Source organism: Pectobacterium sp. 1950-15, assembly GCF_037136835.1.
Taxonomy (GTDB): Bacteria; Pseudomonadota; Gammaproteobacteria; order Enterobacterales; family Enterobacteriaceae; genus Pectobacterium.
This window is the reverse complement of the sequence record NZ_JBBBQR010000005.1, coordinates 241,790-268,785: the sequence shown is the minus strand read 5'-3', so window position 1 is coordinate 268,785 and position 26,996 is coordinate 241,790. Positions and strand designations below refer to the sequence as shown.

Annotated in this window: 24 protein-coding genes and 1 other RNA gene; 14 read left to right on the top strand and 11 right to left on the bottom strand. The window is 50.0% G+C overall.

The genetic code is table 11. The features are described from left to right. Positions 1-435 precede the first annotated feature (435 nt). The 7 genes from clpP (at position 436) to WCT94_RS08520 (ending at position 8,786) form a co-directional block, all read left to right on the top strand. Positions 436-1,059: an ATP-dependent Clp endopeptidase proteolytic subunit ClpP gene (clpP, locus tag WCT94_RS08550; protein ID WP_010282141.1), complete on the top strand. Its 624-nt coding sequence runs from the start codon at positions 436-438 to the stop codon at positions 1,057-1,059. 164 nt (positions 1,060-1,223) lie between these two features. Next, positions 1,224-2,498 (top strand): ATP-dependent protease ATP-binding subunit ClpX, encoded by a 1,275-nt coding sequence (gene clpX / locus WCT94_RS08545; protein ID WP_015839347.1) that lies wholly within the window; start codon positions 1,224-1,226, stop codon positions 2,496-2,498. Between the two features lie 191 nt (positions 2,499-2,689). Further along, positions 2,690-5,071 carry an endopeptidase La gene (gene lon / locus WCT94_RS08540; protein ID WP_319846933.1) on the top strand — a complete coding sequence of 794 codons (2,382 nt, stop codon included), beginning with the start codon at positions 2,690-2,692 and terminating at the stop codon, positions 5,069-5,071. Between the two features lie 197 nt (positions 5,072-5,268). Then, positions 5,269-5,541: a nucleoid-associated protein HU-beta gene (gene hupB / locus WCT94_RS08535; protein WP_005976031.1), complete on the top strand. Its 273-nt coding sequence runs from the start codon at positions 5,269-5,271 to the stop codon at positions 5,539-5,541. A 356-nt stretch (positions 5,542-5,897) separates the two neighbouring features. Continuing rightward, positions 5,898-7,778 (top strand): peptidylprolyl isomerase, encoded by a 1,881-nt coding sequence (ppiD, locus tag WCT94_RS08530; protein ID WP_336869075.1) that lies wholly within the window; start codon positions 5,898-5,900, stop codon positions 7,776-7,778. A 138-nt stretch (positions 7,779-7,916) separates the two neighbouring features. Next, on the top strand, positions 7,917-8,282 hold the full coding sequence (locus WCT94_RS08525) for a helix-hairpin-helix domain-containing protein (RefSeq protein ID WP_319846935.1): 366 nt from the start codon (positions 7,917-7,919) through the stop codon (positions 8,280-8,282). Positions 8,283-8,387: 105 nt separating this feature from the next. Continuing rightward, the gene (locus WCT94_RS08520; RefSeq protein ID WP_015839351.1) at positions 8,388-8,786 is read left to right on the top strand and encodes an acyl-CoA thioesterase; all 399 of its coding nucleotides are present in this window, start codon (positions 8,388-8,390) and stop codon (positions 8,784-8,786) included. Between the two features lie 77 nt (positions 8,787-8,863). Here the strand turns inward: WCT94_RS08520 and queC are convergent, their stop codons facing one another. The 3 genes from queC to WCT94_RS08505 form a co-directional block, all read right to left on the bottom strand. Then, positions 8,864-9,559, bottom strand: coding sequence for a 7-cyano-7-deazaguanine synthase QueC (gene queC / locus WCT94_RS08515; protein WP_015839352.1), 696 nt, complete (start codon positions 9,557-9,559; stop codon positions 8,864-8,866). 159 nt (positions 9,560-9,718) lie between these two features. Beyond that, a complete protein-coding gene (locus WCT94_RS08510; protein WP_336869074.1) occupies positions 9,719-10,795 on the bottom strand; it encodes a PLP-dependent cysteine synthase family protein in 1,077 nt (358 codons plus the stop codon). A gap of 155 nt (positions 10,796-10,950) precedes the next feature. Further along, complete coding sequence (locus WCT94_RS08505; protein WP_336869073.1) at positions 10,951-11,397, bottom strand: hypothetical protein; 447 nt, start codon at positions 11,395-11,397, stop codon at positions 10,951-10,953. 266 nt (positions 11,398-11,663) lie between these two features. Here WCT94_RS08505 and WCT94_RS08500 point away from each other — a divergent pair, with 266 nt between their 5' ends. From WCT94_RS08500 to amtB, 5 genes are all read left to right on the top strand, one after another. Beyond that, a complete protein-coding gene (locus WCT94_RS08500) occupies positions 11,664-12,125 on the top strand; it encodes an Lrp/AsnC family transcriptional regulator (protein WP_048259143.1) in 462 nt (153 codons plus the stop codon). Between the two features lie 78 nt (positions 12,126-12,203). Beyond that, on the top strand, positions 12,204-13,970 hold the full coding sequence (locus WCT94_RS08495; protein WP_336869072.1) for a SmdA family multidrug ABC transporter permease/ATP-binding protein: 1,767 nt from the start codon (positions 12,204-12,206) through the stop codon (positions 13,968-13,970). Further along, positions 13,967-15,742: a SmdB family multidrug efflux ABC transporter permease/ATP-binding protein gene (locus WCT94_RS08490; protein WP_336869071.1), complete on the top strand. Its 1,776-nt coding sequence runs from the start codon at positions 13,967-13,969 to the stop codon at positions 15,740-15,742. The genes WCT94_RS08495 and WCT94_RS08490 overlap by 4 nt, the downstream gene beginning before the upstream one ends. A 359-nt stretch (positions 15,743-16,101) precedes the next feature. Then, positions 16,102-16,440 (top strand): P-II family nitrogen regulator, encoded by a 339-nt coding sequence (gene glnK, locus WCT94_RS08485; RefSeq protein WP_002208627.1) that lies wholly within the window; start codon positions 16,102-16,104, stop codon positions 16,438-16,440. A gap of 37 nt (positions 16,441-16,477) precedes the next feature. Next, the gene (gene amtB, locus WCT94_RS08480; protein ID WP_336869070.1) at positions 16,478-17,764 is read left to right on the top strand and encodes an ammonium transporter AmtB; all 1,287 of its coding nucleotides are present in this window, start codon (positions 16,478-16,480) and stop codon (positions 17,762-17,764) included. A 139-nt stretch (positions 17,765-17,903) separates the two neighbouring features. Here the strand turns inward: amtB and tesB are convergent, their stop codons facing one another. Further along, complete coding sequence (gene tesB / locus WCT94_RS08475; RefSeq protein ID WP_336869069.1) at positions 17,904-18,764, bottom strand: acyl-CoA thioesterase II; 861 nt, start codon at positions 18,762-18,764, stop codon at positions 17,904-17,906. 212 nt (positions 18,765-18,976) lie between these two features. On the opposite strand from tesB, the gene WCT94_RS08470 reads away from it, so the two are divergent. Then, positions 18,977-19,558, top strand: coding sequence for a YbaY family lipoprotein (locus tag WCT94_RS08470; RefSeq protein ID WP_336869068.1), 582 nt, complete (start codon positions 18,977-18,979; stop codon positions 19,556-19,558). A gap of 19 nt (positions 19,559-19,577) precedes the next feature. Here the strand turns inward: WCT94_RS08470 and WCT94_RS08465 are convergent, their stop codons facing one another. After that, positions 19,578-19,898, bottom strand: coding sequence for an MGMT family protein (locus tag WCT94_RS08465; protein WP_336869067.1), 321 nt, complete (start codon positions 19,896-19,898; stop codon positions 19,578-19,580). A gap of 182 nt (positions 19,899-20,080) precedes the next feature. Here WCT94_RS08465 and ffs point away from each other — a divergent pair. After that, an RNA gene (gene ffs / locus WCT94_RS08460) (signal recognition particle sRNA small type) lies at positions 20,081-20,177 on the top strand. A gap of 468 nt (positions 20,178-20,645) precedes the next feature. Here the strand turns inward: ffs and WCT94_RS08455 are convergent. The 6 genes from WCT94_RS08455 to WCT94_RS08430 all read right to left on the bottom strand — a co-directional run bounded on the left by WCT94_RS08455 (position 20,646) and on the right by WCT94_RS08430 (position 26,860). Beyond that, a complete protein-coding gene (locus WCT94_RS08455; RefSeq protein WP_005976087.1) occupies positions 20,646-20,849 on the bottom strand; it encodes an HHA domain-containing protein in 204 nt (67 codons plus the stop codon). Between the two features lie 53 nt (positions 20,850-20,902). Next, positions 20,903-21,271, bottom strand: coding sequence for an Hha toxicity modulator TomB (tomB, locus tag WCT94_RS08450; RefSeq protein WP_005976089.1), 369 nt, complete (start codon positions 21,269-21,271; stop codon positions 20,903-20,905). A gap of 596 nt (positions 21,272-21,867) precedes the next feature. Beyond that, positions 21,868-22,011: a type B 50S ribosomal protein L36 gene (gene ykgO, locus WCT94_RS08445; RefSeq protein WP_005976091.1), complete on the bottom strand. Its 144-nt coding sequence runs from the start codon at positions 22,009-22,011 to the stop codon at positions 21,868-21,870. A 17-nt stretch (positions 22,012-22,028) separates the two neighbouring features. Next, entirely contained in the window at positions 22,029-22,277 is a 249-nt protein-coding gene (locus WCT94_RS08440) for a type B 50S ribosomal protein L31 (RefSeq protein WP_181830023.1), read from the bottom strand. Between the two features lie 232 nt (positions 22,278-22,509). Continuing rightward, positions 22,510-25,638 carry an efflux RND transporter permease subunit gene (locus tag WCT94_RS08435; protein ID WP_336869066.1) on the bottom strand — a complete coding sequence of 1,043 codons (3,129 nt, stop codon included), beginning with the start codon at positions 25,636-25,638 and terminating at the stop codon, positions 22,510-22,512. 28 nt (positions 25,639-25,666) lie between these two features. After that, a complete protein-coding gene (locus tag WCT94_RS08430; protein ID WP_336869065.1) occupies positions 25,667-26,860 on the bottom strand; it encodes an efflux RND transporter periplasmic adaptor subunit in 1,194 nt (397 codons plus the stop codon). Between the last annotated feature and the right edge of the window lie 136 nt (positions 26,861-26,996).

The window sequence follows — 26,996 nt, the reverse complement described above, 5'->3', positions numbered from 1 at the left end:
TATAGCGTTGTGCGATGTCTATGGTTATCGTTTCGATCCTACTTGATCTCTGGTGTTTCCCCTCCCAGTCCCCATCAGCGCATAGACGAGGAATGGCTGCCTGAAATTGCACTATTATTAAATCAGGCAAAGAATTTATGAGGTCAGGCAAGGGGTTAAACCCCAGGTTTGCCATGCCGATAACGTGTTAATAATAAAATAATTGGTTCTTTAATAGAGAACGATTGATAGTGTAAGCTTGAAATACAATGCGTGTGCCCCCACTCACTGAAGAGGAAAAGTAGGCACAGCAGGTAAGGATTCTCGGCCGTATAGGTTGTTCAGCAGTGAAGGGATAGGGTTCCATAGTCATCCCCCCCTATCTCTAGTAGAATTGAATGCAATGCTTGAACAACGTAACAAGAGTGCCGGACGCATTTTATCTAGGAGACGTGAATGTCATACAGTGGCGAACAAGAAAGACAAGCACCTCATATGGCGTTAGTGCCGATGGTGGTTGAACAGACCTCGCGTGGGGAACGTTCTTACGATATCTATTCCCGTCTGCTAAAAGAACGGATAATCTTCCTGACAGGTCAGGTTGAAGATCACATGGCGAATCTGGTTGTGGCACAGATGCTGTTTCTGGAAGCCGAAAACCCAGAAAAAGACATTTATCTGTACATTAACTCTCCAGGTGGCGTCATCACTGCCGGTATGTCCATTTACGACACCATGCAGTTTATCAAGCCAGATGTCAGCACGATCTGTATGGGACAGGCTTGCTCAATGGGTGCGTTCCTGTTGACGGCGGGTGCCAAAGGCAAACGTATTTGCCTGCCTAACTCGCGCGTTATGATTCACCAGCCGTTGGGTGGTTTCCAGGGGCAGGCTACGGATATTGAAATCCATGCCAAAGAAATACTGAAAGTAAAAGCCAAGATGAATGAGCTGATGGCGAAACATACGGGTCAGCCTCTTGAAGCGATAGAGAGAGACACCGAGCGCGATCGTTTCCTCTCTGCCAGTGAGGCAGTAGACTACGGGTTGGTAGATTCCGTATTCACTAACCGCGGGTAGTCATTCACCGCTGGTAGCGGTCTGGTGTAGCTAAAAATCAGTGTTCGACCGATAGTCTGTTGTGCGAGGTTATTTTACGCGTATTGGCTATAAGTATCGGCGTTCGTTGTAGCGGTATCGCTGTGGTTGGCCTGCGGGCAAAAGACGAAAAAGAGGTTTAACTCATGACAGATAAGCGCAAAGACGGTTCAGGAAAGTTACTGTACTGCTCTTTTTGCGGCAAGAGCCAGCATGAAGTGCGTAAGCTGATTGCCGGGCCGTCGGTGTATATCTGCGATGAATGTGTTGATTTGTGTAACGACATTATTCGCGAAGAAATTAAGGAAGTGGCGCCCCACCGTGAGCGCAGCGCGTTGCCGACGCCACACGAAATTCGCCGCCACCTTGACGATTATGTTATTGGTCAAGAGCAGGCCAAGAAGGTGTTGGCCGTTGCGGTATACAACCACTACAAACGCTTGCGTAATGGTGACAGCAGCAACGGGATCGAACTGGGTAAAAGTAACATCCTGCTGATCGGCCCTACCGGGAGCGGTAAAACGCTGCTGGCTGAAACGCTGGCGCGCTTCCTGGATGTGCCATTTACCATGGCGGATGCCACCACGTTGACTGAAGCGGGCTACGTCGGTGAAGACGTGGAAAACATCATTCAGAAGCTGTTGCAGAAGTGTGATTACGATGTGCAGAAAGCGCAGCGTGGCATTGTCTACATTGATGAAATCGACAAGATTTCTCGTAAGTCAGACAACCCGTCGATCACTCGCGATGTTTCAGGTGAAGGTGTACAGCAGGCGCTGCTGAAGCTTATCGAAGGCACGATTGCTGCGGTTCCGCCACAGGGCGGTCGTAAGCATCCGCAGCAGGAATTCTTGCAGGTTGATACCTCTAAGATCCTCTTTATCTGCGGCGGGGCATTTGCAGGGCTGGACAAAGTGATCGAGCAGCGTACCGATACCGGTCGCGGCATCGGCTTTAACGCAACGGTTAAAGGCTCGGCGGACAAAGCAACAGAAGGTGAACTGTTAAGCAATGTTGAACCGGGTGATTTGATTAAATTCGGTTTGATTCCTGAGTTTATCGGCCGTCTGCCAGTCGTCGCTACGCTGAGAGAGCTGAGCGAAGAAGCCTTGATTCAGATTCTGCGTGAGCCGAAGAATGCTCTGACCAAACAGTATCAGGCGCTGTTCAACCTGGAAGGTGTTGAGCTGGAATTCCGCGATGAAGCGCTGACGGCGATTGCCAAGAAAGCGATGGCGCGCAAAACTGGTGCACGTGGCCTGCGTTCTATCGTTGAAGCCGCTCTGCTGGATACCATGTATGACCTGCCATCGCTGGAAAGCGTGGACAAAGTCGTTATTGACGAATCCGTTATTGCAGGTCAATCCGAGCCATTGCTGATCTATGGCAAGCATGAAACCCAGCAAGCTTCTGGCGAATAAGTAATCAATTAAGCGTATCAAAAAATAAAAATGGGGGATTTTATCCCCCATTTGTTTTTTACACGCATGCTGGTCGTTGAATGTGAGATATTTATCCCCATATACTCAAATACCTATTTGATGAAACCCGCGAAAACCGCGTTTCACGATATTCCCATAACCTGGCGGAAACGAAACTAAGAGAGAGCTCTATGAACCCTGAGCGTTCCGAACGCATAGAAATCCCCGTATTGCCATTGCGCGATGTGGTGGTTTATCCGCACATGGTCATTCCGTTGTTTGTTGGTCGGGAGAAATCGATTCGGTGCCTTGAAGCCGCAATGGATCATGACAAGAAGATCATGCTGGTGGCACAGAAAGAAGCTTCAACGGATGAGCCAAGTATTAACGATCTTTTCTCGGTAGGGACGGTAGCCTCAATTCTTCAAATGCTGAAACTGCCTGACGGTACGGTAAAAGTGCTGGTCGAGGGGTTGCAGCGTGCCCGTATTACGACGCTTTCTGACGGTGGCGAGCATTTCGCTGCAAAAGCCGAATATCTTGACTCTCCGGCGATTGATGAACGCGAGCAGGAAGTGCTCATGCGCACGGCAATCAATCAGTTTGAGGGTTACATCAAGCTGAATAAGAAGATCCCGCCGGAAGTGCTGACATCACTGAACAGTATTGATGATGCCGCGCGCTTAGCCGACACCATTGCTGCACACATGCCGCTGAAATTGGCTGATAAACAGTCCGTACTTGAAATGTTCGACATCACCGAGCGTTTGGAGTACCTGATGGCGATGATGGAATCCGAAATCGACCTGCTGCAGGTAGAAAAGCGGATCCGCGGCCGCGTTAAGAAGCAAATGGAAAAAAGCCAGCGTGAGTACTATCTGAATGAGCAAATGAAAGCTATTCAGAAAGAGCTGGGTGAGATGGACGATGCGCCGGATGAACACGAAGCGTTAAAGCGTAAAATTGAAGCGGCAAAAATGCCGAAAGACGCGCGTGAGAAAGCCGAAGCAGAGCTACAAAAGCTGAAAATGATGTCGCCGATGTCGGCGGAAGCGACGGTGGTACGCAGTTATATCGACTGGATGGTGCAGGTACCGTGGAATGCGCGCAGCAAAGTGAAGAAAGACTTGCTGAAGGCGCAGGAAATGCTGGATACCGACCATTATGGTCTGGATCGCGTGAAAGAACGTATCCTTGAATACCTCGCGGTACAGAGCCGCGTCAGCAAGATCAGAGGGCCGATTCTGTGTCTGGTTGGGCCTCCTGGCGTTGGGAAAACCTCACTCGGTCAGTCCATTGCCAAAGCGACTGGGCGTCAGTATGTGCGTATGGCGCTGGGTGGCGTGCGTGACGAAGCGGAAATCCGCGGGCACCGCCGTACCTATATTGGTTCAATGCCGGGCAAACTGATCCAGAAAATGGCGAAAGTCGGCGTGAAAAACCCACTGTTCCTGCTGGATGAGATCGACAAGATGTCTTCTGACATGCGTGGCGATCCGGCTTCTGCGTTGCTGGAAGTGCTCGATCCTGAGCAGAACGTGGCGTTTAACGATCACTATTTGGAAGTCGACTACGATCTGTCTGATGTGATGTTTGTGGCGACGTCTAACTCCATGAACATCCCGGCGCCGTTGCTTGACCGTATGGAAGTCATTCGCCTTTCCGGCTATACCGAAGATGAAAAACTGAACATCGCCAAACAGCACCTGTTGCCGAAACAGATCGAACGTAACGCGCTGAAAAATGGTGAACTGTCGGTAGAAGACAGCGCGATTGTTGGCATCATCCGTTATTACACGCGTGAAGCTGGCGTGCGTAGTCTGGAGCGTGAAATCTCTAAACTGTGCCGTAAAGCAGTAAAAACGCTGTTGATGGATAAATCCACTAAGCATATTCAGATTTCGGGCGATAACCTTAAGGATTTCCTCGGGGTACAGCGCTTTGACTATGGCCGTGCGGACGATGAAAATCGCGTAGGGCAGGTGACTGGTCTGGCCTGGACGGAAGTCGGTGGCGATCTGCTGACAATCGAAACCGCCTGTGTGCCGGGCAAGGGTAAACTGACCTATACCGGTTCGTTAGGCGAGGTGATGCAAGAGTCGATTCAGGCTGCGCTCACTGTGGTTCGCGCCCGTGCGGAAAAATTGGGCATCAATGCTGATTTTTACGAGAAGCGTGATATTCATGTTCACGTTCCTGAAGGTGCGACGCCGAAAGATGGGCCAAGTGCGGGTATTGCGATGTGTACCGCGCTGGTGTCTTGTTTGACCGGGAATCCGGTGCGTGCCGACGTGGCGATGACGGGTGAGATTACCCTGCGTGGCCTGGTACTGCCGATCGGTGGTCTGAAAGAGAAACTGCTGGCTGCACACCGTGGTGGAATCAAGACGGTATTGATTCCCGATGACAACAAACGCGATCTGGAGGATATCCCACAGAACGTGATTGCGGATCTGGAAATCCATCCGGTGAAACGTATCGAGGAAGTGTTGGCGTTAGCGTTGCAGAATTCGCCTTCTGGCATGCAGGTGGTCTCGGCCCCTAAAGCAAAGACCAAAGCCAAGGCAAAATAGTGACCTGTCGCAAAAACCCTTGAGAAAATCAGGGCTGGTGAGTGAAATCGTGCTTGCCAGCTTTTTTTTGTACCGCTAAGTTAGAGCACTGTTAGTTTTAGCCGTAACCGGCTAAGCATGACAGTATTGATAATAAGTTACGTGTCGCGTCTTGGGACATTGAAACGCGATAAGAGAATTCCAGAGGGGATGACAGAGTGAACAAGTCACAATTGATCGACAAAATTGCCGCAGATGCTGATATTTCCAAAGCGGCAGCAGGGCGTGTGTTAGATGCAATTATTGGTTCCGTTACCGAATCCCTGAAAGAAGGGGATGATGTTGCTTTGGTTGGTTTTGGTACTTTCTCAGTGCGTGAACGTGCTGCTCGTACCGGCCGTAACCCGCAAACTGGTAAGGAAATCAGTATCCCTGCAGCAAAAGTACCAGGATTCCGTGCTGGTAAGACGCTGAAAGACGCCGTTAACTGATTATTACGTCACAGGTTTGGCTGATAACCACTTTGGGTGCCAAACAATACCTGACGCAATGATATTGGTAGGGTAAGATACGAGGCGCATCATTTTATGATGTGCCTTTTATTTATATAGGACTATACCTACCCGACACACGGCAGAACGTGGCGAAGGCGACGTGAAAACAGCAAACTTTGTTTTTAAACCAAACATCGATATTGCTTTCTAAACATCGCTGCTGGTCGTTCTGGTGGCGGGTTATAAGCTTAAGTGCGCCCTAGCCTTGTATTGGGCTATAGCAATCGCAAGGATGCATGGCTTCGGCCAGCGCAGGGAGTTTTATCCATTCTACAGCGGAGTGTTGTCACATTATGATGGACAATTTACGTACGGCCGCAAATAACGTCGTGCTCAAAATTATTCTTGCTTTGATCATCGCATCATTCGTTCTAACTGGCGTTGGTGATTATCTTATTGGTGGTTCAGGAGATTACGCTGCAAAGGTGAACGGGCAGGAAATTACCCGCGCACAGCTTGAGCAGGCGGTACAGAACGAACGCAGTCGTCAGCAGGAAGCCTTGGGTGAGAATTTCTCTCTTCTGGCGAGCAATGACGGTTACATGCAGCAATTGCGTAGGCAGGCACTCTCCCAACTCATTGATGAAACCTTGCTGGATCAGTATGCCAACAAGCTGGGGTTAAACATCAGTGATGAGCAAATCAAACAGGCGATCTTTGACGTTCCCGCGTTTCAGACAAACAACCGTTTTGATAATGAAAAGTATCTGGATCAGGTTCGTCGCCTTGGCGTAACGCCGGATATGTATGCTCAGATGCTGCGTAAGCAACTGACGTCGCAACAGCTGATTCGCGGTTTTGGCAATACATCATTCCTGCTGCCGCAGGAGATCGATAATCTGGTGAAACTGGCTGCACAAGATCGTGTTGTCCGTTTGGCAACCATTGATATTGTTGCGAAGGCGAAAGCCCAGACGGTTGCTGACGATGAAGTTCAGAGCTATTACGATCAGAACAAAGGCAATTTCATCGCGCCGGAAGAATTCAAAGTCAGCTATATCGCACTGGATGCGGCAAGCATCATGGACGGCGTGAAAGTAGACGATGCTGCCATCAACGATTTCTACGAGCAGAACAAGAACGACTACTCCCAACCTGAGCGCAAAAAATTCAGCGTCATTCAGGTGAAGAATGAGGCCGATGCAACGTCTGTTCTGGATGCGCTGAAGCAAGGTGGTGATTTCGCTACGCTGGCGAAAGAAAAATCAACGGACATCATCTCGCGCCGCAACGGTGGCGATCTGGGATGGATGGACGAAAACAGCATGATTGATGAGCTGAAGCAGGCAAAACTGACGGAGAAGGGTCAGGTTTCCGGAGCGATCAAATCGTCTGTTGGCTATCTGATTGTGCGTCTGGATGATGTTCAGCCGCAGCAGGTCAAACCGCTGAGCGAAGTCCGTGCTGAAATTGCTGAGAAAGTGAAGCATGAGAAAGCGCAGGATGGCTACTATGCGCTGCAGCAAAAAGTCAGCGAAGCGGCCAGCAATGACAACGAATCTCTGGCTTCAGCAGAAGAAGTTGCCGGTGTGAAAGCCACACAGACCGACTGGTTTACGCGTGAGAAGGTTCCTGCCGCGCTGAACTTCCAACCGGTCACGCAGGCTATCTTTAGCGGTGCGCTGCTGGGGGAAAACGGTGCAGCGGGCAACAACTCCGATGTGATTAACGTTGACGGTGACCGTGCTTTCGTTCTGCGTATCACTGAGCACAAGCCTGAAAGCACTCGCCCTCTGGATCAAGTTCGTACCGAGATTGTAGAGACATTGAAACGTCAGAAGGCTGAACAGCAGGCTCGTATAGACGCTGAAAAAATTCTGGCTGAGCTGAAGCAAGGTAAAGACGACGCGCTGAAAGCAGCAGGGTTAAGCTTTAGCGAAGCAAAAACGATGTCTTCTATCTCTCAGGGAGATGCAACGGCTGAAGCTATTTTTGCTATGCCACATCCAGAGAAGGATAAGCCATCTTATGCGATTACTCAGGATCAGGCCGGTAATGTTGTGCTGGTCGCGTTGGATAGCGTGACGCCACATCAGCTAAACGATGAGCAGAAAACACAGTTTGCCAGCCAGGTTCAGCAAGGTTCTCTGGGCGCTCTGTTTGATTCTCTGCTGTCCAGCTTGCGTAGTGAGGCGAAAATCAAGATGGGCAATGCGGCGCAGGAACAGCAATAAGCCCCGCAAAAATTTGCAAATCGTTGCAACAACTAAAGGCCGCTCTCGCGGCCTTTTCCACATTTAAATTCTGCTGTTTGCGGTGTTGATGGGTCTACGGCAAGGTAGCCGTGCTGTCACACACAAGGAGGAAACAGCATGAAAAAATCGGGAATAAAAGCACTGTGTTTAATCATTGGAATGAGTTTATCTGGGTTGCCATTACTGGTTCAGGCAGCACCTAAAGCCACCGACGGTACGTCGACGGCAGTAAAGTCTGCGCCAGCAGATCAGAAAGCAGAAAAAGCAACGCTTCCTGATGCCGACGAGGATAAGGTGAGCATCAATGCGGCAAGCGCTGCTGAGCTGGCCGACATCATGAACGGCGTCGGTCTGAAAAAAGCGGAAGCGATAGTTAACTACCGTGAGCAAAATGGCCCTTTTACCCAGATAGATCAATTAACTGAGGTGCCAGGAATTGGAGCTGCGTTGGTTGAGCGTAATCTCTCTCGTTTAAAACTGTGATATCAGTCGCAGCTCAGTCGAGCATTTCCTCTGGGCTGCGAACCTCTGCTAGGCTAGTTATCAGGTCATACCAGTTGTTGGTTTTGTCACAGGAGTATTACGGCTATGCAGACTTTCATTACCGTTCGTGGTTATCACATTGATGTTTATCAGCACGTTAATAACGCGCGCTATCTGGAGTTTCTGGAAGAGGCGCGTTGGCAATGGCTGGAGACGTTGCCTGCTTTTGGCTGGATGCATAGCAACAATATTGCTTTCGTTGTGGTGAACATCAATATCAACTACCGCAGACCTGCCGTTCTCGGTGACGTGCTGCGTATCGATAGTGAATTACTGCAGATGAATACAAAAAGCGGTGTGATCAGCCAGAAAATAACCCGAGTGTCTGATGAAAGCGACGTGGCTGATGCCACGCTGACGTTTGTCTGCATCGATTTATTGACGCAAAAAGCACTGCCGCTGGAGGGAGAACTGCTGGAACACCTAAACGAGATTCGCCGTTAATATGACACGGCAGGCCACTTCCGTACGACGTGGCCTGCTGTTTTTGGCATTGCGTGATGTCTCTGCGTTGTGACGTATTAGCGTAATCCTGCTTTCTGCTTCAATGATGCCATGACTGCCGCGGAATCGTTTTGATATTGTGCGAGACCATTCGCGCGTAAATGGCAGGCGGCACATTGGCCACATCCATCACCCTTGATGCCGTTATAGCAGGTTAACGTGTGATAGCGCACCGTATCGAGTTGCTGGTAGTAATCCGCCAGCGCCCAGGTTTCCGCCTTATTAAGCCACATCAGCGGGGTTTCAAAACGAATGTCGCGTGCAATGCCTAATACAATAGCCTGATTTAGCGCCTTAACGAATTCGTCGCGACAATCAGGGTAGCCGGAAAAATCGGTCTCACACACGCCAGTAATGACGGCTTCGGCACCAACCTGATAGGCGTAGATTGAGGCGAGCGTCAGGAAAAGAATATTTCTTCCTGGAACGAAGGTATTGGGGATGCCTTGCGCATTGGCGTCGTAATCAGGGACTGGGATGCTGTCGCGCGTCAGGCTGCTGGTGGCGAGTTCATTCAGTAAGCCCACGTCCAGAACCTTATGCGCCGTTGCACCCAACTTCAGGCTGAGTTCCCGGGCGATATCAATTTCCGCACGGTGACGTTGCCCATAATCGAAGGTGATACAGTGGACGTCATCATAATGTTGCAGAGCCTGAATCAGGCAGGTTGTGGAATCTTGTCCACCGCTAAAAACGACAACAGCACGCTTCATTCTTCATTCACCTTAACGTGACGCTAGCCGCAATACGTCTGCAACGCACTGCGGTGTAACGTCGCTATGTTATCTGGGAAGCAATCTTATCTGAAAAAACATGTTACCTGAAAAATAGCCCATATTCAGCGCTGTGGCTGCGTGCTGAATATGGTGGTCTTACGCCAGACTGGGTTCAGGTATGAGAGCGGAGATCTCAGGGGTGCTCAGCGCATTGAGGTAAGGGCTGATGTCGCCGATATTTTTTTCTACCCAACTGCTGTTGTAGTAGGTATCCAGATAGCGTTCACCGCTGTCGCACAGCAGGGTCACAATCGCTCCCTTTTGACCGCGGCTCATCATTTCTTTGGCCAGTTGCAGCATACCCCAGACATTGGTGCCGGTAGAGGCCCCCGCCTTGCGGCCTAATACGCTTTCCAGCCAGTACAGCGTTGCGATGCTGGCGGTGTCCGGCACTTTGATCATGCTATCAATGACGTCGGGAATAAAAGAGGGTTCGGCACGCGGACGGCCAATACCTTCTATCCGGCTACCGCACGGGCCCGTGATGGAGCGATCCCGCTGCTGGTAGCAGTCGTAGAAGACCGAGTTTTCAGGATCGACGACGACCAGTTGCGTATCCAGACCCTGATAGCGAATGTAGCGCCCGAGCGTGGCTGACGTGCCGCCCGTTCCTGCGCTCATCACGATATAGTCTGGGACAGGGTATGGTTCACGTGCCATTTGACGGTAAATGCTGTCGGCAATATTGTTGTTGCCGCGCCAGTCGGTGGCGCGTTCTGCGTAGGTGAACTGATCCATGTAATGGCCGTTCATCTCTTGTGCGAGCTGTTCAGATGCCGCATAGATTTGCCCTGCCTGTTCGACAAAATGGCAGCGCCCGCCATAGAACGCGATTTGCTCAACTTTTCTTTTTGCAGTGCAGGAAGGCATGACGGCGATAAACGGCAGGCCAAGCAAGCGGGCAAAATACGCTTCGGACACGGCAGTGCTGCCGGATGACGCTTCGATAATCGGTGTGCCTTCTTTAATCCAACCGTTGCAGAGCCCATAGAGAAACAAGGAACGCGCCAGACGATGCTTCAGGCTGCCGCTGGGGTGTGTGCTTTCATCTTTGAGGTAAAAATAGATACCGGGGTAATCCGGCAGGGTTAAACGGATAAGATGCGTATCAGCCGAACGCTGAAAATCTGCTTCGATAGCGCTGATGGCATTTTTAACCCAGGCATTGGTCATGATGAAAACTCGGTTAGACAGTGATGCGAATAGAGTAACGAGTTTTCAGGATAAAAAAATTACCTTTTTATCTCTTTATGGGTGATTTTGTGGAATTTTTTACTCCTTTAATTTATTTTTAGGGTTTTTATTTCTATTGAAATATGATGGCATCGTTACCCAAAAATCATAGCAATCGCAGCGGCTATTACTACGAGAGCCATTAAAGTAAATGCCATATTGATGGCACTAATAATGAAAGGGAATGCGATTACTGCGATGCCGAGCATTGCCGCGCTTATGCACGGTCTGGCAGATTCACGGCGAGCGAAGCCGAAAACGGCGAAAATAATCGCGAGACAGCCTAATGCTGATGTTGCGCTAATAACGAGTCGTCGTTCATTAAAGGGGGACTCGGGTTGTTGTGTCGAGGGGGCTTTCCCCATCAGCCTGTTTAGGGTCGTGTCTCGGATAGAAACAATTTTCTCTGCGATTTGTTCTTCAATGGTGACTTCGGGCGTTGATGGCCCTGCCCAAAAGTAGGAAACGGCAATAAGCAGTGCCAATGCACCAAGCACCATCCCAATTGTGCTGAATTTACTCTTTTTATCTGTTGTCATCATTTTCGCCACTCCTGATTGGCATAAAATACGCTGTTGGTCGATATCGCCACAAATCGTAGAGCTCAACCAGCCTGTTTATCGTATCACTCTCTGTAAAAGGTAATGAATTACCATATTATACAGTTCGTTATGCTTTTTCATTATCGAATGGTGATGTGGTTTTCTGATGTTGTCAGCGAGCGTTGAAGCCAATTTGGGGCGGAAAGAACATTGCTTTTCTCTGCCAATGGCGGAAAGTAGAGAAAAGTTTTCTATGGAGTGGCCCTATGTTGGATAAAATTGATCGCACCCTGCTGAGTATGTTGCAACAGGATTGCACGCTTTCGCTGCAGACGCTGGCCGATGCGGTTAATCTGACATCCACGCCGTGCTGGAAACGCCTAAAGCGTCTGGAAGAAGAAGGCATTATCCGGGCTCGGGTGGCGCTGCTGGATAATGAGCGCTTGGGATTAGGGCTGACGGCGTTTGTCTTATTGAAGACGCAGCAGCACAACCGCGACTGGTATCAGACCTTCACCCGCGTAGTGTCCGACATGCCGGAGGTGCTGGCTTTTTATCGTATGGCTGGCGAATACGATTACCTGATGCAGGTTCAGGTTGCTGATATGAAAAGCTATGATGATTTCTATAAGCGGCTGGTGAATGGTATTCCCGGGTTGGTCGATGTAACATCTAGCTTTGCTATGGAACGAATCAAACACACCACGGCTCTGCCTTTATCCCTGTGATCTATCGTTCATCCGTCTTTTGTATAATCACTTGTCTGAGTCTGTCATGACCCGTCTGGCTATTGGAATGAAAACCGCGTGAGACTGTTTGCTCAACTGAGTTGGTATTTTCGCCGTGAATGGCGGCGCTATCTGGGTGCTATTGCGCTATTGATTGTGATTGCCATTCTGCAATTGCTCCCTCCTAAACTGGTTGGCGTGATCGTCGATGGCGTGACGCAACACGGCATGTCGATGGCCGAAATGATGAAGTGGATTGGCGTGATGATGCTGACTGCCGTCATGGTCTATCTGCTGCGCTATGTGTGGCGAGTGTTCCTGTTTGGTGCCTCATACCAGTTGGCGGTTGAATTACGGGAGGATTTTTACCGTCAACTGAGTCGCCAGCATCCGGCGTTTTACCAACGTCACCGTACCGGCGATCTGATGGCGCGAGCCACTAACGATGTCGATCGCGTGGTCTTTGCCGCAGGGGAAGGTGTGCTAACGCTGGTCGATTCGATGGTGATGGGCTGTGCTGTGCTGGTTGTCATGTGTACTCAGATTAGCTGGGAACTGACCCTGCTGGCGCTGCTTCCGATGCCGGTCATGGCGATTTTTATCAAACGCTACGGTACCCAGTTGCATAACCGTTTTAAATCCGCACAGGCCGCGTTTTCTTCGCTTAACGATCAGGCGCAGGAAAGCTTGACCAGCATTCGCATGATTAAAGCTTTTGGGTTGGAAAACTATCAATCTGCGCGTTTTGCGCAGGTTGCGGCGGATGCCGGGGCCAAAAACATGCACGTCGCTCGAGTTGATGCCCGTTTCGACCCCACCATTTATATTGCCGTCGGACTGTCGAATTTGCTGGCGATTGGCGGTGGCAGTTGGATGGTGATTAACGGTTCGCTGACGTTAGGTTTGTTGACCAGCTTTGTCATGTATCTGGGATTGATGATATGGCCGATGCTGGCGCTGGCCTGGATGTTTAATATCGTTGAGCGTGGTAGCGCGGCATATAGCCGTATTCGTCAACTGCTTGCAGAAGAGCTCGTGGTGAAAGACGGCGAAGAATCATTGCCTGCCGAGCGGGGCGTATTGGCGGTGAATATCACCGCGTTTCGCTACCCGGATAATACCCGCGATGCCTTACAACACATTCAGTTTACGCTGGCTCCGGGCAATATGTTGGGATTATGTGGGCCGACGGGGTCGGGGAAAAGTACGCTGCTGGCGTTGATTCTGCGTCATTTCGATACCCAATCGGGAGAGATTCGTTATCACGATCGCCCATTGAATGCTATTCGGCTGGATGAACTACGAAGCCGTTTTGCCGTTGTCGGACAAATGCCTTTCTTGTTTTCGGACACGGTGGCGCAGAACATCGCACTGGGTCGACCTGATGCCACGCAACAAGAAATTGAACAGGCGGCAAGGCTTGCCAGCGTTCATGACGATATTCTGCGTTTGCCCCAGGGCTACCAGACTGAAGTTGGCGAGCGCGGAGTGATGTTATCTGGCGGTCAAAAACAGCGGATCGCGATTGCCCGTGCGCTGCTGCTTGATGCTGAAATTCTGGTGCTGGACGATGCGCTGTCTGCGGTGGATGGGCGAACGGAACATCAGATTTTGCAGAATCTTAAAACATGGGGCGAAAAACGGACGCTGATCATCAGCGCACATCGCCTGTCAGCCCTCACTGAAGCGAATGAAATTGTGGTGTTGCAGCAAGGACAAACGGTGCAGCGTGGCGCACACCGGACGCTGGCGGCAGAATCCGGTTGGTATCGGGATATGCACCGCTATCAACAGCTGGAGGCGGCGCTGGATGATGTACCGCTGGTGGAAGGAACGAAAAAATGAATAGCCCTCAACAGTTTTGGCCAACCCTAAAACGCCTGTTGGCCTATGGTTCACCCTGGCGGAAACCGCTGATGTTAGGTGTGCTGATGTTGTGGGTTGCTGCTGCCGCAGAAGTTTCTGGGCCTATATTGGTGAGTTATTTTATTGATGATCTGGTGGCCAAAGGCGAATTCCCGCTGGCGATTGCAGCGGGCCTGGCGATGGCTTATATCCTGCTGCAAGTTCTGGCGGCACTGCTGCACTATTTTCAGACGCTGTTGTTTAACCGCGTTGCGGTCGGTGTCGTCCAGCAACTGCGCATTGATGTGATGGATGCGGCTTTGCGCCAGCCGTTGAGCACATTCGATACGCAACCTGTTGGGCAACTGATTTCACGCGTCACCAATGACACCGAGGTCGTTAAAGATCTGTACGTTATGGTGGTATCAACGGTATTACGCAGTGCGGCGCTGGTTGGTGCAATGCTGGTGGCGATGTTCAGCCTGAGCTGGCAGATGGCGCTGATTGCGCTGATGATTTTCCCTGCGGTCGCGGTGGTCATGGCGCTGTACCATCGTTTCAGTACGCCGATTGTGCGCAAGGTGCGAAGCTATCTGGCCGACATTAATGATGGTTTCAACGAAGTGATTAATGGCATGGGCGTCATTCAGCAGTTTCGCCAGCAGGCCCGTTTTGGCAAGAAACTGGGGGCTTCCAGTCACGCGCATTATGCAGCGAGAATGAAGGCGTTGCGTCTGGAAGGCTTCCTGCTACGGCCGCTGCTGAGCCTGTTTGCCGCGATGGTGCTCTGTGGTTTGTTGATCCAATTTGGTTTCAGCTCGATAGGGTCGGTTGGCGTCGGGGTCTTGTATGCGTTTATCAACTATTTGGGCCGTCTGAATGAACCGTTGATTGAACTGACAACCCAGCAGTCCATGTTGCAGCAGGCGGTCGTTGCCGGCGAGCGTATCTTTGAACTGATGGATGGTACAAAGCAGGGCTACGGCGATGACGAGCGTCCTCTGGCTACCGGGCGCGTCGATATTGATGATGTCTCTTTCTCGTATGGCACAGAAAAGCGTGTACTACAGCATATTTCTCTGACGATACCAGAGCGCGGGTTCGTCGCGCTGGTCGGGCATACGGGCAGCGGAAAAAGTACCCTGGCCAGTTTGCTTATGGGGTATTACACGCCGGATGAAGGAGAAATTCGGCTTGATGGTCGGCCACTCTCTACGCTCTCTCATGCGGTATTGCGCCAAAATGTGGCAATGGTGCAGCAGGATCCGGTTGTGCTGGCGGAGTCCATGTTTGTGAACGTGACGCTGGGGCGCGATATCAGCGAAGAGGCCGTCTGGCGCGTGCTGGAAGTGGTACAACTTGCTGAGCTGGTTCGGGATTTCCCGGAAGGATTGCATACGCGTATTGGTGAGCAAGGGAACAATCTGTCTACCGGACAAAAACAGCTGCTAGCGATTGCGCGAGTACTGGTGCAAACGCCTAAAATCCTGATTCTCGATGAAGCGACGGCAAATATTGACTCGGGTACGGAGCAAGCAGTGCAAAAGGCGTTGCGTATCATCAGGGAACAGACAACCTTGATTATCATCGCGCACCGGCTTTCCACCATTGTGGAGGCTGACACGATCATGGTGCTCCATCATGGGCAAACCGTCGAAAGGGGAACGCATGAGCAACTGCTGCAACAGCAGGGGCGCTATTATCAGATGTATCAATTGCAGCTGGCCGGAGAGGATCTTGCGGCCACCAGCACCGAACCTTGCGTTGTCTGACGCGATGAGCTGTTATTCTGTGGTCTGCACCGCCTGGAGTGGTGCAGACTGACAGTCTGCTCATGGCTTCGCACCATCAGTAAGCATCGTGATTCCGGTTTTTACCCGCACTGCACTGAAAACACCCCTTGCGCACTAAAATAGTGCAATTCTTGCCCAGTTCTTCCTGCATTTCTTTCCCGTTGTGTTTGCTTTTTGTCCTTTCTCATCGTGAAACGCGTTCTCTTTCCTGATTTATGCCAGATAAATCATTTATGGCACACCCTTTGCTTTAGTTATGACGTAGACCTACTTCATAGAGCGCATAATCGAACAAGTGACGGGCGAAAGCCTGAACGTAATGGCTAGGGGGAAGACAAATGAAACTGGTTACTGTGGTTATAAAACCATTCAAGCTGGAAGATGTACGTGAAGCGTTATCTTCTGTCGGCATCCAGGGGCTCACCGTCACTGAGGTGAAAGGATTTGGTCGTCAGAAAGGGCACGCGGAACTCTACCGTGGCGCAGAATACAGCGTTAACTTTTTACCCAAGGTAAAAATTGATATCGCGATTGCTGATGACCAACTGGACGAAGTGATCGATGTTATCAGTAAAGCCGCGTACACCGGAAAAATTGGTGACGGCAAAATTTTTGTCGCCGAGCTGCAAAGGGTTATCCGTATTCGTACGGGTGAAACTGACGAAGCTGCACTTTAACAACACCTAACGTAGATACGTAAATAGGGATGGAAAAATGAAAAAATTACTCTCTTCATTAGGTCTCGGTGTGGCGGCATTACTCCCGTCCTGGGCAATGGCTGCGACACCGACGATTGATAAAGCGGATAACGCTTTTATTATGATTTGTACCGCACTGGTACTCTTTATGACTATACCGGGCATTGCACTGTTTTATGGCGGTCTGATCCGTTCTAAGAACGTTCTGTCCATGATGACGCAGGTGAGCGTAACGTTCGCGATGGTCTGTATCCTGTGGGTGGTTTACGGGTATAGCCTGGCCTTCAGCGAAGGTAACGCTTTCTTCGGTGGTTTCAGCACGTTTATGCTGAAAGGCATCGGAATTGAATCCATTAGCGGTACCTTCTATCAGTTCGTGCACGTGGCGTATCAGGCTTCCTTTGCTTGTATCACCGTTGCGCTGATTGTTGGTGCGATTGCTGAGCGTATCCGCTTCTCTGCTGTGCTGATTTTCGTTGCGCTGTGGCTGACGTTCTCCTACCTGCCGATGACGCACATGGTGTGGGGCGGCGGTTATCTGGCTGCGGATGGCGCGCTGGACTTCGCTGGTGGTACGGTGGTTCACATCAACGCCGCAGTGGCTGGGTTGGTTGGTGCTTACCTGCTGGGCAAACGTGCTGGTTTTGGCAAAGAAGCCTTCAAACCGCATAACCTGCCGATGGTATTTATCGGTACAGCGATTCTGTATATCGGCTGGTTTGGCTTTAACGCGGGTTCCGCCGGTGCCGCGAACGGTATTGCTGCTCTGGCCTTCCTGAACACGGTTGTTGCTACTGCCGCTGCGATTCTGGCATGGGTTGGCGGTGAGTGGATGGTTCGTGGTAAGCCATCTCTGCTGGGCGCGTGCTCTGGTTGTATCGCCGGTCTGGTGGCAATCACGCCAGCGGCGGGTACAGTTGGCGTGGGTGGCGCACTGATCATCGGTCTGGCTGGCGGCGTTGCAGGCCTGTGGGGCGTAACCGTACTGAAAAGATGGCTGCGTGTGGATGACCCGTGTGATGTGTTCGGTGTTCACGGCGTGTGCGGTATCGTTGGCTGTATCCTGACTGGCGTATTCTCTTCGGCTTCACTGGGCGGTACTGGCTATGCAGAAGGCGTGACGATGGCACATCAGGTTTGGGTTCAGTTGTTCAGCGTCATTGTTTGTCTGGTGTGGTCCGGCGTGGTGGCATTCGTTGCCTTCAAAGTAGCAGATATGATTGTCGGCCTGCGTGTGCCTGAAGATCAAGAGCGCGAAGGTCTGGACGTCAACAGCCATGGCGAGAGCGCTTACAACCAATAAGAGCGCCTACATCAATTAGTAAGAATGCTCAAATACAGTAAACAGGCGTGGGGGAAACTCCACGCCTGTTTTATTACCCGTCTTAAACCCTCTCCTTTGGAGGTGGTTCTTTTACTTTACGCGGCTGCCGTAAGGTTTATTACTGGCGGCGGCGCATGACGCCTTCCTGCACGCTGGATGCAACCAACACACCTTCCCGAGTATAGAATTGCCCACGAACGAAGCCACGAGCACCGGATGCGGACGTACTTTCCACGGTGTATAACAGCCAGTCATCCAACCGGAAATCACGGTGGAACCACATTGAGTGATCGATTGTGGCGACCTGCATACCCGGTTCTAAAAAGCCAACGCCATGAGGCTGCAAAGCCGTGAGTAGGAAATTGCAGTCAGACGTATAGCCAAGCAGGTATTGGTGAATACGCTTGTCGTCCGGCAGCGGGCCGCTGGCACGGCACCAGACGTGCCGCACTGGTTCGTCGACTTCGCCTTTCAGTGGGTTATGGAATTTAACCGGGCGCATCTCAATCGGGCTGGCCTGAATAAACTTATCGCGAAAGCGGGGCGGCAGGAGATGCTGCATGTCTTGTGCGATTTCCTGCTCGGATTTTAGCGCTTCTGGCGGTGCAACATCTGGCATCACATTCTGGTGTTCAAACCCTTCTTCATGGCTTTGGAATGACGCCGTCATATAAAAAATAGGGCGGCCATTCTGGATGGCACTGACGCGTCTGGCGCTGAAACTGTTGCCATCGCGCAGGTTTTCAACGTCATAAATAATCGGTTTCTGGCTGTCACCAGGCAGCAAAAAGTAGCTGTGGAAAGAGTGAATGTTACGTTCGACGGGAACGGTCTGTTTGGCGGCCGACATGGCCTGACCTACGACTTGCCCGCCAAAGACCTGGCGCAGCCCCAAATCATCGCTTTGTCCGCGAAATAGCCCTTCTTCGAGCTTCTCTAAATGCAGGAGGTCGAGAAGGTGTTGTAGTGGTTGACTCATGGTATCGGCCCCAATGGATGAGAATGGCGAGTTATCTGTTTGTTTTCTAATGTGTAAAATATCTTTTTATGGCTTTTTACTGCAATAAATATGCGGCTTTTGGAAAAATATCGGAATTTTGCACCATCATTATTGTGTTGGGTGAATCATACTATTTAGGAGTGCCGGTTTTCGATACCGGTAGTCTGACAATAATAAAGGAGACTGACCGAATGAAATTATGGCATATCTTAGGCGGTATCACGTTATCGATGGCTCTGGCTGCATGTGCACAGAGGAGTGATTATGGCGTTTCTCCTCAAACTGGTGCTCCTGTCACCAGTGTTTCTTCACAGCGTCCGGCTGTTGCGATGCCAGCGGTAACCGGTACGGTGAATATTCGTCAGCGCATTGCACTCCCTCACCACGCAGTGTTAACCGTTACGGTGTCTGATGCATCGCTGGCAGATGCGCCTTCAAAAGTCATTACTCAGCGTGTGACACGAACAGAAGGAAAGCAGGCACCTTTCCAATTCGAGTTACCGTATAACCCGGCTGATATTCAGCCCAACGCACGTATCTTACTCAGTGCAGCAATTGCAATCGATAATCGCATCGTGATGGTGACGGAGAACGTCTTACCGGTCATCAGCAACGGGGTAAATAACGCTGATTTGGTGCTGATTCCTGTCACTTCTGTTCCTTTACCTGCTAAGAATCAGGGATCAATGATATCCAATCCGGCGAGTGAGCCCCCTCATCTGCTTCAGAGGCAGCCTGCTGCGTCATCTATGGCACCACAGACAACCTGGTAATTCATCTGGATACGCGCCGTTATGGCGCGTATTGCCAGCGATATTTCGCAAGGTCAATCTTTCCCTGACGATTGAAAATAACTCCCTCTGCTTGCAGCGCTGATTTCTGGCGCACATAGTCTCCACCGACCAGCGATATTTCGCCTTTACGATTGATTACCCGATGCCAGGGGAGTTTGCTGTCCTTCGGCAGGCGTTTCAATACTCCTCCTACTTGCCTTGATGCCCTGGGGGAGTCGGCAAGCTGAGCGATGTCGCCATAGGTCGCTATTTTTCCGTAAGGAATGGCCGCGACGATTTGAAAAACGCGCTGGCGGAAATTATCGTTTTCTTCTGACATCAGCGGATGTTCCTGCTGTTCCTAAACCGATTGGGTATCATAGTGGCACAGTGGGGTGGGTAAGAAAACAACGGTTAGTCTGTGTTAGCTTGCAATTGCTTATCCCATCGCCGATAATGCCCACCGCTTTGTGACGCGCTGTCGTTATCAGCGAGCTGTTATAAAGTCGTCAATGGAGGCCCTGTCGGTTCTCCCGCAACACTAACCTGTGGATTCGGTCAGGTCCGGAAGGAAGCAGCCGCAGCAGGAGACGTGTGTGCCGGGATGTAGCTGGCAGGGCCTCCACCATTTCTGCTCTTCTAGAGCCGCTTCATCGTCGCCTTCATCTTTTTCTTTCTGTGCGTAAACCCAACGCTTTTTGCCATACGCCAATTTTCTGCCATAAATCTGCTCTCTGGCATACATAAGATCTGAACTGCTACTTTCAGTTTTACCATTCTTCGTTTCTTCGGAAGGATACCGTGCATCTTTAGCTGGTGGGTAATAATTGCGCCAATTATTACCTCTTCTGTTTTCATCACTGGATATACTATTAGTGATGTTATCGATGCGCTTGTTGTAAATGATAAATGGGGAGGGAATAAACGTAGAGGTATGAGGGGAAATTCATTTTCACTTAATATTAAAAATACAATTTGTTACAACTATTACTCAATTAATACGCCAAAAAGATAATAAAAACAAAGGCCGATAATATTATCGGCGCAGTGTAATTAATGTCAGTTTTTGTATACGTTTCGTTGGGAATTAACGGACGTATCGCCATACCGCAGTAGGCACTTTGTCATAAAGTTTGTTCATCGTCAGTTCTGCCAGACGATGATCGGCTGCGGAAAAGAACATCTCCAGTTCGTCATTGGAGAGTTCATACTTGTTTTTTTCAATAACGCGTTCGAGGGTGTCAATGGTTGTGCATTTACGCAAACGCATCAAATAGTCGATTTTTTTCATAATGGCCTATGCAAACAGTACCTGGTGGTTAAAAAATATAAATAAATTATTGCTTAAGTTTTAGCAGGCGTACAGACGTTCTCCCCTGAGAACATTCCGAATAATTTTGCTTTGGACTTCTGCCAGCGCCGCAGTTCAGCATCATTAATACCATAGTTGCTAAACAAGACGTAAGTATCATCCAAATACTTTTCAACCTGCTCTGAAAGCTCACTTTCGTTAGGGTATTTTATTTTAAATGTGAGAATAAACGTAGCGATATGCTCAATAAGTTCATTTAATTGGAGATTGATCGCAGATGTTGGATCATTGACCCAGCCGTGGCTGCTATCGCCTAACGTTGCTATGCTTTCGTCACACAGATTCTCACATAAGAATCTGAGTTGGGCAATATCATAATGTTTTGGTGTGTACTCATCCATATCAATCCCTCCGTTAAGCCGTTATTCAGTGTTACTGCGGTTAACACCTGGTAAACAGGTAGACTGATGAAACTTGCAAGATAAAACGTTAACGCTGTTTCGTATTCATGTTGTGACAGACAGAGCGTTGAGCGATTGTGATTTGTTCCGCAATGAATGAGACAACAGAGATGTTTATACCTCCTACTCTCTACTATGTCGCGAAATAGGGTTGGCGTAAATACCAATCTATCATGACTTAACCTTAAGTATAGCTGTACCGTCTTGGTTACGGTTACGTCATTCTATATATGACTATAGCAAAAGCGTTCGTAAAGTTCGCTGATAATAGGTAAGGTTTTTACCGCTATCTATTTTGATTAATCCTCATATTTTTTGTTGTAACAATGAGCATAGAATAAACTCGGCTGCTGATTATTTAATTATTTCTATCTGAAAATATGAGAAATGACAGAAGGAATGCGAAGGGATTGTGTAGTGGATAAGCGAGGTTGGTACTGGTTATCTTATTGTTTCAGAAGTTTTTTCATGCGTGCATCCCGTACAGTCTTGTTAACGCCATAACACAGACTGTATCGGGATGGGGTCGAGAAAGATTAACCTTTTTTCTTTTTTCCGCCTTGCACGGCCTTAAAGCGCGGATTGGATTTGCATATAACGTAAACTCGCCCGCGACGACGGACTACAATACAATCCTTGTGACGATTTTTTGCTGAACGCAGCGAACTAAGCACCTGCATTTAATAACCCTCTCTGATTACTTGAAGAAGTTGCCAAAGCGCTGCTGGAAGCGCGCCGTGCTGCCTTCTTTGGAATATTCTTTTTGCTTCCCGGTGTAATAGGGATGCGATGCCGAAGATACGTCAATGGTGACGTAAGGGTAGTTGGTACCCTCCAACTCAATGGTTCGATCGGTTTTAATCGTTGATCCTGTCCTGTAATAAACATCTGCGCTGGTATCATGAAATACCACCGTGCGATAGTCAGGATGAATACCTGCTTTCATATTTGCCTCTTTTGTTATGTTATAACATATGCATTATGTTGCGCTTTTTTGGCATCATGATCAACCATTATGTTGTCTTGGGGCAGCGGTATCCCCTAAGTCACTATAGACACGGATAACGCTGTGAACAGCGTTGTCTGATGCGGGTTAATCATTTGGAAGGGAGAAGGGTGGGGAAATAAAAAAGGCCGCTAGGCGGCCTTTTAGAGTAGATATGTGCGTATGTTCAGTCTTAGTGCGCTGTTGTGTCGTCTACTTTCTTGCCGAAGCGACGGCGGACAACCACAAAGAACACCGGAACGAAGAAGATAGCCAGCACAGTTGCGGTAATCATCCCGCCCATTACGCCAGTACCAACGGCGTTCTGTGCACCGGAACCTGCACCACTACTGATTACCAGCGGCATTACGCCGAGGATAAAGGCCAGTGATGTCATCAGGATTGGGCGCAAACGCATACGAACGGCATCCAGCGTTGCTTCTATCAGTCCTTTCCCTTCTTTTTCCATCAGATCTTTAGCAAATTCGACGATCAATATGGCGTTCTTCGCGGATAGCCCTATGGTTGTCAGCAGGCCCACCTTAAAGTAAACGTCGTTTTCAAGACCTGTCATATTTGCCGCAATCAATGCACCGATGATCCCCAATGGAACAACCAGCATGACGGAGAACGGTATTGACCAGCTCTCATAAAGCGCTGCCAGACATAGGAACACAACAATCAGTGAAATCGCATAGATTGCAGGTGCCTGGTTGCCAGATAACCGCTCTTGATAGGACATACCCGTCCATTCGTAGCCGATACCTTGCGGTAATTGGGTCACGAAATTTTCCATCAATGCCATGGCTTCACCGGTACTCTTACCTGGCGCGGCTTGACCTTGGATCTGCATGGATGGTTGGCCGTTATAACGTTCCAGACGCGGTGAACCATATTCCCAGTGGCTCTGCGTGAATGCAGAGAATGGCACCATTTGTCCGTTGCTACCACGGATGTACCAGTTTTTGATGTCATCCGGTAGCATACGGAAAGGCGCATCGGCCTGAACGTACACTTTCTTCACACGACCGCGATCGATAAAGTCATTTACATAAGAACCACCTAGCGTGGTTGCCAATGTTGAGCTGATATCCGACAGCGACACGCCGAGCGCCTGTGCTTTTTCCTGATCGATATCGAGACGGAACTGCGGTGTATCTTCCATCCCGTTAGGACGAACTTGTATCAGCGTATCAGGGCGTTGTGCCGCCATGCCTAGCAGTTGGTTACGTGCTTCCGTCAGTTTTGCGTGCCCAAGGTTAGCCTGGTCAATCAACTGGAAGTCGAAACCTGTTGCGGTACCCAGTTCGATAATCGCAGGAAGGTTGACTGCGAAAACCATAGCTTCTTTATATTGGCTAAAGGCTGCGTTTGCTCGGCCTGCAATGGCCATAACTTTATTTTCTGCGCCGCTTCGTTCACTCCAGTCACTCAGGCTGGCGAAGGCCAGACCGACATTCTGCCCACGGCCAGAGAATCCGAAGCCCGACACCGTAAATACAGATTTAACGTTACTTTTCTCATTCTCGAGATAGTAGTTCGTCATTCTGTCCATGATTTTCTGCGTATTTTCCTGCGTTGCCCCTGAAGGCAACTGAACGATGTTCAGGAGAACACCCTGATCTTCGTCTGGAAGGAAGGATGTCGGCAAACGTAAGAACAGAAAGGCCAGACCGACAACAATCAGCAGATAAATGACCAGATAACGGCCTGTGCTGCGCAGGATATTGGCTACGCTATCGGTGTAGTGATGCGTGCTTTTCTCAAACAGTCTGTTGAACCAGCCGAAGAAGCCTGTTTTCTCGCCGTGGTCGCCTTTAGCAATTGGTTTTAACAGTGTTGCACAAAGCGCTGGCGTCAAAATCAACGCGACCAGCACCGACAGTACCATCGCAGAAACGATGGTGATGGAGAACTGGCGGTAGATTGCCCCTGTGGAACCACCGGTAAACGCCATCGGGACGAATACGGCAGACAGTACCAGTGCAATACCAACCAACGCGCCCTGGATCTGCTCCATAGAGCGTTTGGTCGCTTCTTTAGGCGGCAGACCTTCTTCCGCCATGACACGTTCCACGTTTTCCACAACAACGATGGCGTCATCCACCAGAAGCCCGATGGCGAGCACCATTGCGAACATTGTCAAGGTGTTAATGGAATAACCAAACGCGGAGAGGATGGCAAATGTCCCCAGCAAGACGACCGGCACCGCGATGGTTGGGATCAGCGTGGCACGGAAGTTCTGCAAGAACAGATACATCACAAGGAATACCAGGACGATAGCTTCCACCAGCGTTTTCACTACTTCGTTGATCGAGATCTTAACGAAAGGTGTTGTATCGTACGGGTAAACGACTTTCAGGCCAGCAGGGAAGAACTCTTCTGCTTTTGTCAGTGCCTCTTTTACTGCGGTTGCGGTATCCAGCGCGTTCGCGCCTGTTGCCAATTTGATACCGATACCGGCAGCAGGTTTACCATTGAAACGGGCTATAACGTCATAGCCTTCTGCGCCCAGCTCAACGCGTGCGACATCTTTAAGGCGAACCTGTGAACCATCAGCGTTGACTTTCAGCAGTATTTTAGAAAATTCTTCTGCTGAATTCAGGCGAGTCTGCGCAATGATCGAGGCATTCAATTGTTGGCCGGGAACCGGTGGTGCCCCCCCCAATTGTCCTGCGGCGATCTGGTTGTTTTGAACCCGAATTGCCGCGGTGACATCAGTTGCGGTTAACTGATAGTTGTTCAGTTTGTTCGGATCCAGCCAGATACGCATGGCGTACTGAGAACCAAACAGCTGAGCGTCACCGACACCAGATGTACGGCTGATAGGGTCTTTAACGTTAGCGGCCACATAGTCAGCGATATCTTCCTGTGACATTTTACCGTCTTCACTGATGAAGGCGGCTACCATGAGGAAGCTGCTACTGGATTTCTGGACGTTAACCCCTTGCTGCTGTACTTCCTGCGGCAGCAGTGGCATGGCCAGTTGCAGTTTATTCTGCACCTGAACCTGCGCGATGTCCGGATCCGTACCAGCCTCAAACGTCAGCGTAATTTGAACCGTACCGGAAGAGTCACTGCTTGATGACATATACATCAGGTTATCGATACCGTTCATATTCTGTTCGATAACCTGCGTCACGGAATCTTGCAGCGTTGATGCATCGGCCCCTGGATAAGTTGCTGTTACGTCAATCGCGGGTGGTGCGATCGTTGGATACTGGGCAATCGGTAATTTAACAATTGCCAGCAACCCCGTCAGCATCACCATGATGGCGAGTACCCATGCAAAAATGGGTCGATCTATAAAAAACTTAGCCATGAATTATACCGGCTCCTGTTAGGACGTCTTAAGACTTCGCGGGTTCTGCTGGCGCTTGCTGTGCCTGCTGATTTTCTTGAGCGACTTCTTTAGTTTTCACCTGTGCACCAGGTCTGATTTTTTGCAGACCCGTAACAATAACGCGATCGCCCGCTTTCAAGCCTTCGGTAACCAACCATTTGTCACCAATTGCTTTACTGGTTGTAAGCGTACGGGGTTCCACTTTATCGCCTTCCCCAACTACCATCGCGGTAGCCTGGCCACGCGGGTCGCGAGTAACACCCTGCTGCGGCACTAATAAGGCCGTCGGGTTAACGCCGGAATCGAGACGTGCGCGTACAAACATACCAGGAAGCAGGTTGTGCTGTGGGTTAGGGAAAATGGCGCGCAGCGTGATGGAGCCGGTGGTTTCATCTACCGTGACATCAGAGAATTCCAATGTACCTGCCTCGGTATATTCAGTACCGTTTTCCAGCAGCAGGCGGACATTGGCTTTGCCTGCACTTTGTTTCAGCGTGCCGTTTTCCAGCTCTCTTTTTAGTTGCAGGAAATCGTTGCTGGACTGTGTGACGTCAACATAGATCGGATCAAGCTGTTGCACGGTCGTTAATGCCGTCGCTTGCCCGGTTGCCACCAAGGCGCCTTCCGTTACCGTGGATTTACCTACGCGGCCTTCGATAGGTGAACTGACTTTGGTGTAAGCCAGATTGATTTGTGCGGTGTCTACCGCTGCTTTGGCAGCCTGAACGGCCGCATCAGCCTGACGAGAAGTGGCAACGGCCTGATCGTAATCCTGCTTGCTGACGTAGTTGGTGCCCAACAGCGGTTTATAGCGGTTAACGGTCAGACGGGCAATTTCAGCCTGGGCCTGGGCCTGAGCGAGTGACCCTTTAGCGCTGTTGTAGCTTGCCTGATAGGTCGCAGGATCGATTTGATACAGCGATGCACCGGCTTTAACGTCAGATCCTTCAACGAAGTTGCGCTTGAGGACAATACCGCCAACCTGCGGGCGAACCTCGGCAATGCGGTAAGCACTTGTACGGCCCGGCAGCTCGGTCATGACATTCAGTGCTTCCGTTTTTAACGTGACAATACCCACTTCAGGCATCTGCTGCTGTGCGCCGCCTTGCTGATTATTGCCGCCATCACATCCTGCGAGCATTAAGCCGCCAGAAAGCATCAGAACTGCCGCCAGAGGCGTTAGCCTTCTGTTTTTGTTCATAGATAAACCTCAAGTGTCCGATTTGAAATTGACCAATGGATCACAAGCCCAAAAACCCATTGCTGCTATAGTCTTATGTTCGTGCTATGTTACATACATACTTGAATGTATGTAAATCTCACTTTCCTTCAAATAC